11 protein-coding genes are annotated in these 15154 nt (G+C 63.6%); all 11 read left to right on the forward strand.

What is annotated here, in order from left to right:
* Positions 1-79 precede the first annotated feature (79 nt).
* Positions 80-460: a phage tail assembly chaperone gene (locus C7402_RS05500; protein ID WP_116609888.1), complete on the forward strand. Its 381-nt coding sequence runs from the start codon at positions 80-82 to the stop codon at positions 458-460.
* Positions 461-528: 68 nt separating this feature from the next.
* Positions 529-762 (forward strand): DUF1799 domain-containing protein, encoded by a 234-nt coding sequence (locus tag C7402_RS05505; RefSeq protein ID WP_116609889.1) that lies wholly within the window; start codon positions 529-531, stop codon positions 760-762.
* 62 nt (positions 763-824) lie between these two features.
* On the forward strand, positions 825-7382 hold the full coding sequence (locus C7402_RS05510) for a phage tail length tape measure family protein (protein WP_116609890.1): 6558 nt from the start codon (positions 825-827) through the stop codon (positions 7380-7382).
* Positions 7383-7435: 53 nt separating this feature from the next.
* Entirely contained in the window at positions 7436-8905 is a 1470-nt protein-coding gene (locus C7402_RS05515) for a hypothetical protein (protein ID WP_116609891.1), read from the forward strand.
* Positions 8905-10656: a hypothetical protein gene (locus tag C7402_RS47365; protein WP_208948890.1), complete on the forward strand. Its 1752-nt coding sequence runs from the start codon at positions 8905-8907 to the stop codon at positions 10654-10656. The genes C7402_RS05515 and C7402_RS47365 overlap by 1 nt, the downstream gene beginning before the upstream one ends.
* A gap of 62 nt (positions 10657-10718) precedes the next feature.
* The gene (locus C7402_RS05525) at positions 10719-10979 is read left to right on the forward strand and encodes a hypothetical protein (protein WP_116609892.1); all 261 of its coding nucleotides are present in this window, start codon (positions 10719-10721) and stop codon (positions 10977-10979) included.
* On the forward strand, positions 10972-11802 hold the full coding sequence (locus C7402_RS05530; protein WP_116609893.1) for a hypothetical protein: 831 nt from the start codon (positions 10972-10974) through the stop codon (positions 11800-11802). Before C7402_RS05525 ends, C7402_RS05530 begins: the two co-directional genes overlap by 8 nt.
* A complete protein-coding gene (locus C7402_RS47370; protein WP_208948891.1) occupies positions 11802-13913 on the forward strand; it encodes a hypothetical protein in 2112 nt (703 codons plus the stop codon). The genes C7402_RS05530 and C7402_RS47370 overlap by 1 nt, the downstream gene beginning before the upstream one ends.
* The gene (locus C7402_RS05545; RefSeq protein WP_116609894.1) at positions 13913-14380 is read left to right on the forward strand and encodes a hypothetical protein; all 468 of its coding nucleotides are present in this window, start codon (positions 13913-13915) and stop codon (positions 14378-14380) included. The genes C7402_RS47370 and C7402_RS05545 overlap by 1 nt, the downstream gene beginning before the upstream one ends.
* A gap of 79 nt (positions 14381-14459) precedes the next feature.
* Positions 14460-14642 carry a hypothetical protein gene (locus C7402_RS05550; RefSeq protein ID WP_116609895.1) on the forward strand — a complete coding sequence of 61 codons (183 nt, stop codon included), beginning with the start codon at positions 14460-14462 and terminating at the stop codon, positions 14640-14642.
* Entirely contained in the window at positions 14639-15094 is a 456-nt protein-coding gene (locus tag C7402_RS05555) for a lysozyme family protein (protein ID WP_116609896.1), read from the forward strand. The genes C7402_RS05550 and C7402_RS05555 overlap by 4 nt, the downstream gene beginning before the upstream one ends.
* Positions 15095-15154: the final 60 nt, after the last annotated feature.

Here is a 15154-nt window from a genome sequence, read left to right on the forward strand (position 1 = left end):
GGGGCTGGAAACAGCCCTTCCTCGCCGGGGTGCTCCCGGCGGGGCTTTTCTTCTCATACAAAATATCAAGGAATCCATCATGGCAAAGATCACGCTCGGCAATCGTCCGTCCAGCTTCTCGCACACCGTCAAGTTCAAGCTGCTCGACGGCACTCAGGCTGCCGTCAAAGTCGTCTACAAGTACCGCACGCGATCGGAGTTCGGCGCATTTATCGACGAAATCGCCGCGGCATCGAAGCAGGAGCGCGGCGCAGATGCAGATCTGTCGTGGGCAAAGGTCATGGAGCAGACCGGCAGCGCGAATGCGGACTACGTGATGCGGGCAGTGGAGGGCTGGGATCTCGACGAACCGTTCACGCTGGAAAACGTCCAGCAGCTCGCCGACGAGTTGCCGGCGGCGGTCGCCGCCATCATGGATGACTACCGCAACGCCATCACCCAGGGCCGCTTGGGAAACTGAGTGCCGCAGCCCGAGCGCTCTACCGGCCGACAGGAGGGCCGGTCAATGCATTTGACATCGGCTTCCTGATGGGCCCGCAGCAGGTCGAGGTCTGGCCGGAGAACCATCAGGCGGTGATGCTCTTCATCCGGGTTGGAACGCAATGGCGCGCCGGCATGGGCGGTGCGACGGGCCTCGACTACAACGTTGTGCTTTCGTTGATCGATCGGCTCGGGCTGGGTGCGGTCGAGTCCGACGAGTTGTTCGAGGACGTGCGCCATCTTGAGTCAGTGGCGCTCGAAGTGATGCGCGAAAGTCAGTAGTCCGTTCGCGGTATTGATTCAACTGGCCCGCCAAGTGCGGGCCACTTCATTTGGTGTGTGCGATGGCGACTGATGATCGGAAAGTACAGCTTGGCGTGACCGTCGATGCCACCGAAGCGCGCAAGGGCTTCGGTGACGTCAAGGATAGCGCCCGCGACATGGTGCAATCGGTCGCTGAGCAGGGTGCCGCAGCCGGCAGGGCCATTGATTCGATCGGCAGTGGCGCCACTCAATCGGCGCAAAAGGTCGACGCCGGAACGCGCAGCATGATCCAGTCGATCCAGCGCCAGACCGCTGCAACGCTTGCAGGTCTGCAAGCGGGTGAGCAGGCGGCGGTGAAGGGGACGGCAGCTTACTACGACCTCCTGGCGGCGCAACGCGGCCTCGATCCGGCGAAGATCAGTCCGTACACGGACGCCCTGCGCGAAGCGCAAGCGGCGCTCGCGGGAATGAGCGGTTCGCTGAGCGGCGTTGATCCGGCGGCGCAGAAGTTCATGCAGTCGCTCCAGAGCCAGGCGTCGGCGCTGAAGGACCAGGTGGCCACGTTCGGCATGAGCAAGACGGAGTTGCTCGCCTACCAGGCGGCACAGCTTGGCGTCGGCGCATCCGCAACTTCGTTGATCGATCAGATTGGCCGTCAGGAGTCCGCGCTCAAATCTCTTCGCGACTCCACTGCGACTGCGGCAGCATCGGTCAACGCCTTTGGTGAGACCGGAGACGAGGCCTCGGCGCGGATCAAGGATATGGTCGCGCACTCACGCGAAGCGCAGGCGGCCATGAACGCGACGGCGAGCGCATCGGACGCCGCCGCGTCGAGCACCGCGGCATACGGGAGATCGTCGGAGGATGTCCGCGCGACAGTCGCGGCCCAAAATGCCGCGATGTCCGCGACGAGCCGCGAAATGGCTGAAGTCAATCAAGCCATGGAGGCGTTGCGCGCCGGCGCTGCACAGAGCGCTACGTCCTTCGCCGCGCTGATCGAGCAGGAGAACCGCCTGCAACTCGTGATGGCGTCGGGCAAGCTATCGATGGAGGAATACGACGCCCTGCTCGCGGCGCTTTGGAAGGACGAAGATCGCCTTCAGTCGCAGCTGAATTCGGTGACGTCACGGTATGACCCGTTGGGGGCCGCGACGCGAAAGCTCGCGTCCGACGAGGGTCTGCTCAAGGATGCATTCGACCACGGCCGCCTCAGCGCGGAGCAATACGACAAGGCCATTGCCGGGATCGATGTTGATCATGCTGTTGTTGGTCTGAAGGAGCTCGCGCAGCAGGAAGCCCTGGCGGAGCGCTCGTTCAAGTCCGGAGCGACGTCGTATGCGCAGTACAAGTCCGCAATGGCGGACATCGCCGGCAGCCGCGCGATGCTCAACGAAGTCGCCGACGGCGCAACCAGCGGCGCCAAGGCGATGGATAGCCTCGGCCTGCACACGGCGGGCGCGCGCAAGGAACTCGTGGTGCTTGCGCACGAGGTTGTGACGGGTAGCTGGAGCAACCTCGGCGGCTCGCTGATGGTGATGGCTGAGCGGATGGATGTCGTCGAGACCCTGACGAGTCCTCTCGTCCTCGGCTTCACCGCTGCCGCCGTGGCCGCTACAGCGTTCGCAGTGGCAGCAGTCAAGGGCTATGAAGAGTCGGATCGTCTGAGCAAGGCGCTCGCGTCCACGGCGAATTATGCGGGTGTCACGGCGGGCCAGGTCGACGATATGGCTCAGCGCATCGGGTCATCCAACGGGGCAGTCACGGAAGCGGAGAAGGCGCTTACCGCCCTGGTAGCGTCTGGCAAGGTCAGTGGCAGTGCTCTGGAGTCGGTTGGCGCCGCGGCGGTGGCCATGTCGGAAGCGACCGGCGAAAGCGTCGACAAGGTGGTTGCGCAGTTCGTCTCGATGAGTGACGACGTCGCCAAGGGCGCCGAGAAGATGAATGAGCAGTATCACTTCTTGACGCTCGCTCAGTATGACGAAATCAAGGCACTTGAGGAGCATGGCGACAAAGCCGCGGCGATGAAGCTGGCCGCCGATGCACTCACGACCTCGCTTGAGAACCAGAAGCTGCCGCTCGGGGCATTGCCGCAGCTTTTGAAGGAAGCCGAGAAGTCCTGGTCGGACTTCTGGCGCGCGGCCATGAACGCGGGCAAGCCGGAAACGCCTGCTGATGCGGTCAACGCGGCCCGTGCTGCCGTCGAGGACTTCCAGCAGCAGGTCAATGGTCTCAAGTCGGCAGGTGTGACACCCAATGCCGACGTCATGAGCCATCTGGCGAGCCTTCAGCAGGATCTTGCATCCGCTGGACAGGAGGCAGCACAGCATGCGGATTCCGCAGGCATTCAGAGCATGCTCGCCCAGCAGCAGGCTGATGGCATTTCAGCGTCGAAGCATATCGATGACCTGAAGAAGAATCTGCGCTCGCGTGAGCAGATTCGCGACGATGAAATTACGAGCATTCGCAAGTATTACGCCTCGGCGCGCGCTGCGGCGCAGGCAAACCCCGATCAACTTGACCCGGCAAACTACTCGGAAGCCGCTGAGAATGCGACGGTTGCCGCTGCGGTGGCGAAGAGCGCTAAAGGCGGGTCGTCGAATGCTCAGGCAACCGGGAACCGTGACGCGGCCAACCTGCGAGCAGAGATCGCAGCGCAGGAGCAGCAACTCGCGTTGATGGACCAATACAGCGGCGCGCAAGGCAAGATCAGCGACGGCGACAAGAAGGTTTTGCAGATCGAGCAGCAGCTCGGCCTCGCGCAAACGGATCGCATCGGCAAGGTGTCGGATGCGCAGTTGAAGGAATTGCTCGGCTACGCGCAGACACTCGCGGCGGTTGAAAAGCAGATACAGGCAAAGAAGGATCAGGCGGCGGCCCAGAAGGCCTACAACGAGCAGATCGACAAATGGAGTGCGTCGGCTCAAAGCGAGCAGGACGCGCTGGCGCAGGACCTTGCGTTGTATGGCACGGAGGGTGAAGCGCGCAAGCTGATGGGCACGCAACTACAATATGAGGCGCAGGCGCGTGAGACGATCAACAAAGCGCAGCGAGACGGTCACCCGCTATCCGAACAGGAGCAGCGGGATCTTCTCGTAAGAGCTGACGCGCTCGCGAAGGTCGTTGGCGGCTATCAGGCGCAGCGCGATGCACTCGCAGCAGCGACGCAGTTGCAGAAGCAAAATGAGCAATTCGCGGCGAACAGCATCGCCGATGAGCGGCAGCGCAATGACGCACTTGTGGCGCTTGATGCAAAGAAGTGGCAGGACCTGATCGACAACGCTGGGGACGGCACAGAGGCGCAAAAGCGCCTCATCGAGCAGTACAACCAGTGGCTTGTGAATCAATATAACAAGCCGCTGATTGACCAGTGGAAGCACGCGATCGATCAGTTCGGTAATGACTTCCATGACGGCTTCCTGCTGATGCTCACGAACGGCAAGAACTCGTGGAGTAGCTTCACATCGTCATTGAAGAATACGTTCGAATCCACGGTCGTTGATGCGCTCTACACCGAGTTCGCGAAGCCCTTCGTCGTCAAGGTGGTCGCGCAGATTGCTGGGCTCGTCAGCGGGCAGGGCGTGCAGAGTGCCTTGCTGGGTACGACAGGCGGCAGTCTCACTGACTTGTCCGGGCTGATTTCCAGTGGGAGTTCGTTGGCGAGCCTGCTCAATCTGGGCGGAACCAGCTCAATGGTCTCCGGGGCGAGTTCGTCCATACTCGGTTCTCTCGGTGGCGTTTCGGGATTGTCGACCGATGTGGCCGGCAACGTTGCCTCGGCGTCGAACTTGTATTCGGCGTATGGTGATGGTTCGCTGATTGGCTCGAATAGCTATGGCTTTTCGGCTTCGGGCGGCGGAGGATTCAATCTCGGTGGCCTCGGCAATATGAACGATCTGGGGGGCATGCTCGGAGCGGCCGGCACGGGCTACATGGTTGGGAGCATGTTCGGTGGCACGGGATCGAAGATCGGTGGCACGCTCGGCGGTCTCGCGGGCTCGTACGTTGGGGGGCCAGTTGGCGCAGTCATCGGCTCAGCGCTTGGTGGCCTGGTCGGATCGCTTTTCGGTGGCGGCGAGACGCGCAATGGCGCCACGTACACGACCGATGGCACGGCCGCTACCAAGGTTGGTACTGGCCCGTCTGGTGGTGATCCAGCGAGTGAGCAGGTAACGTCTCAGATCAACTCGACGTTCCAGACCATTCAGTCGATGGCTACGTCCCTGGGCGGCAGCATTGCCGACCTTGGTACGTATCATGCAGGCTACGAAGTGAGTCCGAAGAAGGGCAATTCGTTCGTGACGGCAGGCTTTACGACCGATCCGAACGAGTGGGATCCGGGTCGCGTTGACCTGGGTGGCGTGAAGGACTCGACCACGGTCCTGAACGACTTGAGCCTGCAACTCCAGCGTTCGGTCATCAAGAGCTTGCAGGATGCGAATCTCGACAAGCCCTATGCGGATTACCTGAAACAGTTCGACGCATCGACGCTGAGTTCGGACCAGGTGACGCAGATCGAAAGCGTCCTCAACGAGCTGAAATCGCTGTTCACTGCGATCCAGACGATGGGCTCGGACTTTGACAACCTGAAGAGCGCGTCGACCGATGCGCAGCTTGCGGTTGTCAATCTCTCCGGGGGAATCGACCAGTTCAACACGAACGCGTCGTACTTCGAACAAAACTTTGTACCGGCGGCCGAGCAGACGGCGAACCAGGCGAAAGCCGTCAAGGATCAGCTTGCCGCGCTGGGCGAATCCAGCGTCACGACGAACGAGCAGTTCCGGCAAGCCGTCGAAGGCATCGATCTTTCGACGGCTGCCGGGCAACAGCTCTACGCGCAGATGCTTGCGCTGGCGCCAGCATTCAACACGATGACGCAGGCGGCAGCAGCCGCGCAACAGGCCGCACAGGAGGCAGCGGACCAACAGCAGTCGCTGTGGAACAACTACTACAGCGCGATCTACACCTCCGACCAGCAGGCCGCTGTGGCGCAGGGGCAGTTGAAGGCGCAGTTCGATGCGCTCGGCGTGGCCATGCCGAAGACGAACGCTGAATTTCAGGCGCTCGTCGAGAACATGGACACCTCATCGCAGCCGATGAAAGACCTTCAGAATGCGCTGCTCGCGCTCGCACCGACTTTCGGCCAGGTAGCATCGGCCGCCGAGCAATCGATGGCAGCCATGCAGGCGGCGATCGGTCAGGCGCAGAAGACTGCGATCTCGGCGCTCTCGTCGAGCGCGCAGTCGCTGTACACCGACAAGTCGAATGCATCGTCGCTGCTCGATTCCATCAACTCGTCGCTCACGGGCAACGACGCGGATACGTCGGCTCAAATCAGCTCGCTCTGGTCGGAGATGACGGGCGGTGGTGTGTCGCTCACGCAGCAGATCGACCTGGCCACGCAGCTCAATGACCTCATCACGAAGCGCTACCAGACCGAAACTCAGTCTGTCTCGGCGCTGACGGATCAGGTCAAGCAGATCCGCGATTATGTGCAAAGCCTGAAGGCGGGAGACCTGTCGACGGAAACGCCGAGCGAGAAGCTCGCGGACGCGGCACAGTTGTATGCCGATACGCTGGCTAAGGCGCAAGGCGGGGATCAGACGGCGATCGGCAACTTGTCGACGACGGCCGACAGCTACCTGAAGCTGGCGCAGACGTACTACGCTAGCTCCGACACCTACACGCAGATCTTCGCGTCGGTGACCTCGCAGTTGAGCGCATTCGGCGACTCACTCAATTCGCAGAGCCAGTCAAGCGACCAGCTTTCCCAGCAGTCGCTTGACCAGCTCACGCAACTGCGTGACATCGTGTCGGGTCAGGTGTCGAGTGCGAGCTCGCAGTATCAGGGCGTGATGGGGCAGCTTGCGCAGCAGCTCAGTACGCTCGATGCGATCGAGCAGGCGGCAGGTATCCAATCGGAAGTACCCTCGATCCTGCAAGGCCTGCCGAGCGAGATCGCGGCGCAGTTGGCTTCGATCATCGGCACGGGTACGGCGACGGGCGGCGACCAGATCACGAGCCTGTATCAAAGCATGCTCGGTCGCACGCCGACCGCGAATGAGGTGAGCTACTGGACGGACTCGTTTGCGAATGGCAGCAAGACGCTCTCGGACTTCAAGTACAGCGCCGACCAGGAGTTGATTGGAGATGCGTATCAGCAGATTCTCGGGCGTGCGGCTGACGCGGGCGGTTTGCAGTTCTATACCGACCAGCTCTACAACGGCAAGGAGACGCTGGACCAGATCAAGGGCGACCTCAAGAACGCCAAGCTGACGGGTGCCTATGCTGTTGGTGGGCTTGCGCCAGCAGGCCTCGCGCTCGTGGGGGAGAACGGGCCGGAGATTGTCGACTTCAAGTCGCCGGGTCGCGTGTACACGAACGACCAGCTAAGCACGGCACTGAAGCCGATCGACTACAGCAAGTACGGTACGAGCGACAACGCTGCGCTGATTACTGAGGTGAAGGCGTTGAACTCGCGCATTGGCCAACTTGAGAGTGCGCTGGTGCAGGCGACACAGCAAAACGCCGCAGTGGTTGCGGCAGCGACGACGCAAAGCGCACAGACGATCGTGGCGGGCTCGCAAGATGCAACTGATCTTGCGGTTCGAACGCAGAGCGCCAGGCCGCCCAAGCGGTAATTAGGCAATCCCATATGGGGCACCTTCGGGTGCCCCTTTTCATTTCAGAGCCTATGACCGATCAGGACTTCATTGCGTGGCTGCAAGACCCCGAGGCCGCGCGCTGCATGCTGGTCGAAGCGCAGGTTCAGACGGGCGGCGTAGAGACGACGCGCTACCTGTCGAACCTTGGCTACACGACCGGCCCGGCAGACACGCCCGCGAACACGGCGTACCTGCCGGTCATCAACAGTGGCGTCAAGTTTTCGGAATCGATCGACCTGAGCGGCTCGGCGTCGATCTCGTTCGGCGACTTCGAGGTCGCCAACGACGACGGCTCGCGCGACGCGTGGCTCGACGACGTCTGGGTCAACCGGCGCATTCGCGTTTTCTTCGGCGACGTGCGATGGCCCCGCGCGCAGTTTCGGCCGATCCTCGACGGCGTGATTCGGGACATCAATACCACGAAGCGCGAGAGCCTCGTGCTCCAACTCACCGACAAGCTTCAGCGCCTCAACACGTCGGTGACCGACACCACGCTCAACGACGGCACGCAGAATGCCGATCGCCTGCTTCCCGTGTTGTTCGGCGAGGCCTTCAACGTGGAGCCGCTCTCGACGAACACCGCGACGCTGGAATACCAGGTCCATCAAGGGGCGATTGAAGGCGTGATCGAGGTGCGCGACAACGGCGCGCCGGTATCCATCAAGCCGAGCCTCGCTGCGGGAAAGTTCACGCTCACTCAGTCGCCCGTTGGCCAGATCACGGTGAGCGCGCAGGGCGACAACACCGGCGGCTACGCGAACACCGTGGCGCCGATCATCCAGCGCTTGGCGACGAGCTACGGCACGCCCTCACAGCGCTACACCGCAGCCGACATCGACACCGCGAACTTCGCGGCGTTCAACGCGGCGCACACGCAGGCAGTCGGTGTGTACCTGTCCGACAAAACGAACGTGCTGGACTGCTGCCAGGGCCTCGCGGCGTCCGTGGGTGCGTCGCTGATCGTGACGACGGCGGGCTTGCTGCGGCTCGTCGAACTCGATCTGCCGGCGACTGGTACGCCGTGGTCGGTGACCGCCTCGGACATGGAACTGCGCAGCCTCGCAATCACGGAGCGCTCGACGGTGCAGGCGGCTGTGAAACTCGGCTTCTGCCACAACTACACCGTCCAGAACCAGCTTCAGACGGGCATACCGCAGTCCAGCAAGGACCTGTTTGCGCAGGAGTGGGTGACGGTCACGGCGAGCGACGACGCGGTGGCGTCGAATTACAGCCTCACGACTGAGCCGGATGAGGTCGACACGAACCTGCTGGTGAAAGCCGAAGCGCAGGCCGAGGCGCAGCGCCGTCTGGGCCTCTGGAAGGTGCCGCGGCACGTCTACCAGTTCACGGCCTACGCGTGGCTGATGCTGGTCGAGCTCGGCGACGCGATGACGATCACGCACGAGCGCTTCGGACTCGCGGCGGGGAAAACCGGCCTCGTCGTTTCGATCGGCCGCGACTGGCTATCGGGCCGCATCACGATTGGAGTGCTGATCTAATGGCAACGGTCGTCAACTATTGCGACATCCTGCTGGAGGCGACGAATCCGCGCCTCCTGCCGGTGAGCCTGCCGCCGAATGTGACGGTGCCGGCGGACAGCGTGACCGGCTTGGGTGACCTCGCCACGCAGGATACGGTCGATGTCTCGGACTTCGCGAAGACCATCGAGCCTGTCGGTCTCGCGCAGACGCTGCCCTCGCCAACGGGATACACCGGCCCGAAGGTGGTGTTCCAGATCTCGGACGGAAAGCTCTACCGATACAACGGCACGGCGTGGACCGCAGTGGTCAATACGGGCGATCTCGTCGGCACGATCACGAGCACGCAGATCGGTACGGGCGCGGTGACGACGCCCGCGCTCGCGGCGAACTCTGTGACGGCGGCGGCCGTCGCGGCGAATGCGATCGTCGCTGGGTCCATCGCAGCGAACGCGGTCACGTTCGGCACGGTCGCGGCAGGCGCGATCTCGGCGTCGCAGGTGGTCGCGGGATCGCTGACGGCCGACCGGCTCGACACACGCAACCTCACCGTCAAGGATGCGAGCGGCAACATCATCCTCGGCGCGGGCACGAAGCTGACGACGGCGAATATGTCGGGGCTCGGCTCTCTGGCCACGCAGAGCAGCGTGACGACGTCGCAGGTGACGGGTCTCGGTGCGCTCGCGACGCTGAGCGCGGTGAACCTTGCAACTCAGGTGACGGGGCAACTGGCGAATAGCAGTGTGAGCGGCCTCGGTGCGCTGGCGCTGCTCAACACCGTGAACCTGAACACGCAGGTGAGCGGCGCACTGAACGGCCAGACGCAGGTGACGAACCTCGGGACCCTGGCCTATGCCAGCTCTCTCGCGGCGAACCAGATCGGCGCCGGCACGCTCGCGGCGGGCGTCATCTATTCCGGCGCGATCAACGCGAACCAGGTCAACGCGGGCACGCTGAACGGCGTGACGATGAATGTCGGCACTGGCCACTCGTCGAGCGGCTACGCGCTGGAGATCAACAGCGCCGGTGTCATTCAGGTCGACAACATGCTCGTTGGCATCGCCAACTTCAGCAACCAGTACTACACGTCGAATACGCCGGTAGTGACCACGAGCTATGGCGACCTCACGGCGCTCACCGCGACGGCACGGCAGTCGAGCTACAACTGCCACGCGATTCGAGGGCAGAACATCGCCGTGACGGCATCGGGCCTCGTGGGCACGGCGAGCGGGTACGCCTTCTATGCGGAGTCGGGCACGCACGGCCCGTTCACTGGCTCGCACGATGCGCTGTATCCGAATGGAGTCGAGATGACGACAGGCGACATCGTGATCGACGTCGAGTGCCGCGGGCGCGGCGGACTGTCGAACACCATCTTTGAGGTGGCGACGTCGTCGAAGCCGACGCAGAAGGGCGCCATCGGCGTGATTGCCTCGGTCGGTGGCGCGCTGTCGCGCGCGCAGCCGGCCGCGCTCATCGACCACACCGAAGAGGATGGGACAAACGTCATGAGCGCCGAATACGAGGCGATCAAGGATTCGTATTCCGTGCTCACGATGAACGCGCTTGGCGAAGGGCAACTGAATGTCTGCGGCGAGGGCGGCGACATCGAGGCAGGCGACCTGATCGTCACCTCGTCGACGCCCGGCAAGGGCATGCGCCAGTCCGACGACGTCGTGCGCGGCTACACGGTCGCGCGGGCGCGCGAAGCCATTTCATTTGCGAGTGCTGCCGAGGTCGGGCAGGTCGCGTGCGTTTATCTCTGCGGCTAGAGCAGCCGCGTCACACCGTTTCGAGCCCGCCGTGCGCGGGCATTTTTATTTCAGGAGCCCTCATGGCAACCGAAGTTCGCAAGTCCACCGCACTCAGCCTGTCGATCAACTTCCCGAACGACGTCATGCCGCAGCCGTTTCGCCGTCCGGTGCTCACCACGTATGAGCAGGTGCTGGTCGATGGCCAGCAGGCAGAGCAGCCCCAGCACATGCAGCGCCCGATTCTGCAAGCTGACGTGACCGACGAGATGCTCGCCGCGCTGAATGCGCAGCTCGCGCTGGTGGGTCTCAGCGTTGCGCGCCTGGAGGCGGCGAATGCCTAATCTGCGCGTCGTCTACGACAACGCAGCGGACCGCGCGACGCTCGGCGCGAGCAGCACGGCGGGCGCGCTGCCCGTTACCAACCTGTGCACGCAGTTGAAGTCGCAGGTGTGGCGCGCGACGGGCACGAGCGCCACGCTCACGGCGACGTGGCCGACGCCCGAGCTGGTCGCGTGCGTCGTGCTGCCGTTCTGCAACCTCACGAGCGGGGCGACGATGCGCGTGCGCGGCTACACGATCGCCGGTGATGCCGTGCCCGCATTCGATACCGGCGTGCAGCCTGCGTGCCCGTATGCGCCCCTGGGGCTGTTCGGTTGGGGCACGCAGTCGCTCGGCTGCAATGCCTTCGCGTTCGGCGGCGGGACGTACGCCGTCGCGTGGTTCGCGCATGCGGCCGTCGAGCAGATCGTGATCGACCTCGCGGACCCCGGCAATGCTGCGGGCTACATCGAGGCCTCGCGCCTCGTGGCAGGCGCGTATTGGTCGCCGACGACCAACGCGGCCTGGAACCCGAAGCTCGCGGTCGAGGACTCGACGACCAACACGCGCAACGACGCGGGCGACCTGATCACGGATCGCGGCACGAAGTATCGAACGCTCGCGGTGAGTCTCTCGTGGATGCCGCCGGTGGATCGCGACCAGTTCATGTCGATCCTGCGCGGCAGCGGCTTCGCGCGCCCGATCTTCGTGAGCCTTTTTCCCGAGTCTGCCGACCCGTTGCAGGAGCAGCAGTACCAGATCTGGGGAAAGCTCTCCGATCTGGGCTCGCTGGGGCATGACTTCGTGGCGAATTACACCGGCTCGATTTCGATTCAGGAGGCCTGATGGGCGACATGTTTTATCCGGGGCAGCCGGACTACATCGACAAGCTCAATTTGCTGGCGAAGAACGGCGGCGGCGCGGGCGCTGCGCTGTCCATCGGCACCGTCGAAGAGGGCGATACGGCGGCGGCATCGATTACGGGCGATGTGCCGAACCAGAAGCTCAACCTCACGTTGCCGAAGGGCGACAAAGGTGACGTGGGCGCCAAGGGCGATACAGGCGACGCGGGCCCGAAGGGTGACACCGGAGATGCGGGGCCGAAGGGCGACAAGGGCGATGCGGGTGCGCAGGGCCCGGCGGGCGTGACGCCGCGCGGCGCTTGGTCGGGCGACGCCGCCTATGCGGTGAACGATCTCGCAACCTACGCAGGCTCGGCGTGGCGCCGCATCGACGCTGGCACGACGCCCACGACGCCGGATGCCGACACGGCCAACCGGGAGATCTTCGTTCACGCGGGCGCGGATGGTAGCGGCGGCGGCGGCACGGGCACCGTGAGCGTGACGGCGCCCCTGACGTCGACGGGCGGCTCGAATCCCACGCTGGGTATCAACGCGGCCACCGAGAGCGCATCTGGCTCGATGTCGGCTGCGGACAAGACGAAGCTCGACGGCGTCGCGGCCAGTGCGGCGGCGGTAGGCAATGTGGTCGGCGCGGCGCTGGGCGGTGCATCGGCCGGCACGGCGGCGACCGCAGCGCGATCGGATCACGTGCACCCGTTGCCGACTGCGGCAAACGTCGGCGCAGTCGCGGCGAGCGCAGTCGGCGCGGCAAACGGTGTCGCGCCGCTCGACTCGACCGGAAAGGTGGCGGCTGCCTATCTGCCGAGCTACGTGGACGACGTACTCGAGTATGCGAATCTCGCGGCGTTTCCGGCCACGGGCGAAACCGGCAAGATCTACGTCGCGGACGACAGCGGCAAAATCTATCGCTGGAGCGGTTCGGCGTACATCGAGATCAGCGCGTCACCCGGTAGCACGGACGCCGTTCCCGAGGGCGCGACGAATCAGTACTTCACGCCGTCGCGCGTGCTCGCGACCGTGCTCACGGGCCTGTCGACGGCGACGAACGCGGTCATCACTGCTGCGGATACGGTGCTCAGCGCGCTCGGCAAGCTCCAGAGTCAGATCAGCGATTTCATTGCACAGAAGGGCACCGCGAATGGCCTTGCAACGCTCGGCGCCGATGGACTGGTCCCGACAAGTCAACTTCCCGCGTCGTCGGGCGGGCTCGCGGATTTCACCGACACGCTATCGACGGCCGCGCCGAACGATACCGTCCCTGTTGCGGCGCTCTCGGCAAGTAACGCCGCGGTCAACGTGGACGTGGCATATGTCCCGAAAGGAACGGGCTCCTTTGCCCTCGCAATTGCAGACGGCACTACGACGGGCGGAAACAAGCGAGGGCAGCGCGCGATTGATCTACAGGCGTATCGCACCGACCCGGCTCAGGTTGCATCGGGCGTTCGTTCAATTGCGGCTGGGTCATTTAATGTCGTAAGTGGGAGCGCGGGTGCGGCGATCGGGAGTAGCAATACGGTCTCGGGATCCTTGGCTGTTGCAGTCGGAAGTAGCAATACTGCCTCGGGCGGCGAGGCTATTGCTATCGGAGCAGGCTGTGTTTCCTCCGGCTACGCATCCGTCGCGGCGGGGCAATCTGCTACCACGAATATGATCGCCGGGCAGGTTGCATTCGGACATCAGAGCATCGGCGTCGGAAATACGCAGTTCACCTTTACGGGGTTGCAGTCTTCGACCACATCCGCATTGACGCTCACTGCCACGGCGGAAAACGGCAGTGCCGCCGCGACCAATCAGCTTGTCCTGCGCAACAATTCTGCGGTGTATGTCTCGCTCACGGCCGTTGCTCGCAACGCTAGCGGCACGGTCGCGAAGGCGTGGAAGGGCGATGCGCTCGTTACGCGCGGCGCGAGTGCGAGCACAGTCGCGATTGTCGGTTCAGCTATCAGCAGTCCATATGCGTCCTCTGCTGCATCAGCGTGGACGCTCGCACTGGTGGCGGACACCACAAATGGCGCGTTGCAGGTCAACGTGACCGGAGTGGCCGCGACAAATATCCACTGGCAAGTCGAACTCCAGGCGAATGAGGTGATGTGATGGCGAATCCGCAACCGCCCTATATCTACGCGACGCAGGCCGAGGCAGAGGCGGCCTCCAATGCCCTGTATCTGGCACAAAACCCTGCTGGCACGACCGAGCTGCTGTACGGATGGGTCATCAACGCGGCGGGCCAGTATCAGCTGGCAGTTCCTGACTCGAATGTCGTGGCGACTCCCGCCGCGCCGGTGACTGCGCCGACTGTCTCCGACTACACGATTGCCGTGCAGGCGCTGCTCGACAGCAAGGCAAGCGAGCGCAATTACGACGGCATCCTGTCGGCATGCACGTATGCGACCAGCGCAAACGCGAAGTTCGCCGCCGAAGGACAAGCGTGCATCGTGTGGCGAGACGCCTGCTGGTCGTACTGCTATCAGGCACTCGCTGATGTTCAGGCGGGCAAGCGCGCCGCGCCGACGATTCCCGATCTGCTTGCGGAGTTGCCCGCGCTCGTGTGGCCGGACTAGATCTAGTCCCGAAAAACCTCACCAATACGTTTCGCAATATGGCTGCCTTCGGGCGGCCTTTTTTATTTCCGGGGACCTGATGAATCGAAGCGACCTTGCCGCGAGCGTTGTGAAGGCAGCGCCGGCCGTGGGCGGCAACTTCTGGCTCTGGCTTCTGAGTCACGACATCAACTGGTGGGTGGCGCTCCTGACGGCCGGATACATCCTGCTTCAGGCGTTTTACCTCATCAAGAACGGTGGCCGTAAGGGGGCGGGCGAATGAATCTGACATTGCTATACGCCGAGCTGCGCCGCGACGAGGCCGTGCGGCGCTGGCCATACAAGGACACGTCCACGCCGCCGAAGAACACCGTGGGCGTGGGGCACAACCTCGACGCCTCGCCGCTGCCGTCCGGTTGGACCTATCCGCTATCCGACGCGCAGATCACGCAGTTGCTGACGGCCGATGTCGGCGACACGTTTCACCAGCTCGACGCCTATCTGTCGTGGTGGCGGGCGCTGAGCGAGGTGCGCCAGCGCGTGCTCGCGAACATGTGCTTCAACATGGGCATCACCAAGCTGCTCGGCTTCAAGAGGGCGCTCGCCGCGATGCAGGCGCACGACTGGGGCACAAGCGCCGCGGAGATGAAGGACTCGGCGTGGTACGGGCAGGTGAAGAGTCGGGCCGTGCGCCTATGCAGCGCGATGCTCACCGACGTCATGCCGACCGCCTAGCCGATCGAACGACCATCAAAGAGCCGCCTCGTGCGGCTTTTTCTTTGCCGCCGCGCGCGG

It is taken from the genome of Paraburkholderia unamae (assembly GCF_003096875.1).
GTDB classification, from domain to species: Bacteria; Pseudomonadota; Gammaproteobacteria; order Burkholderiales; family Burkholderiaceae; genus Paraburkholderia; species Paraburkholderia unamae.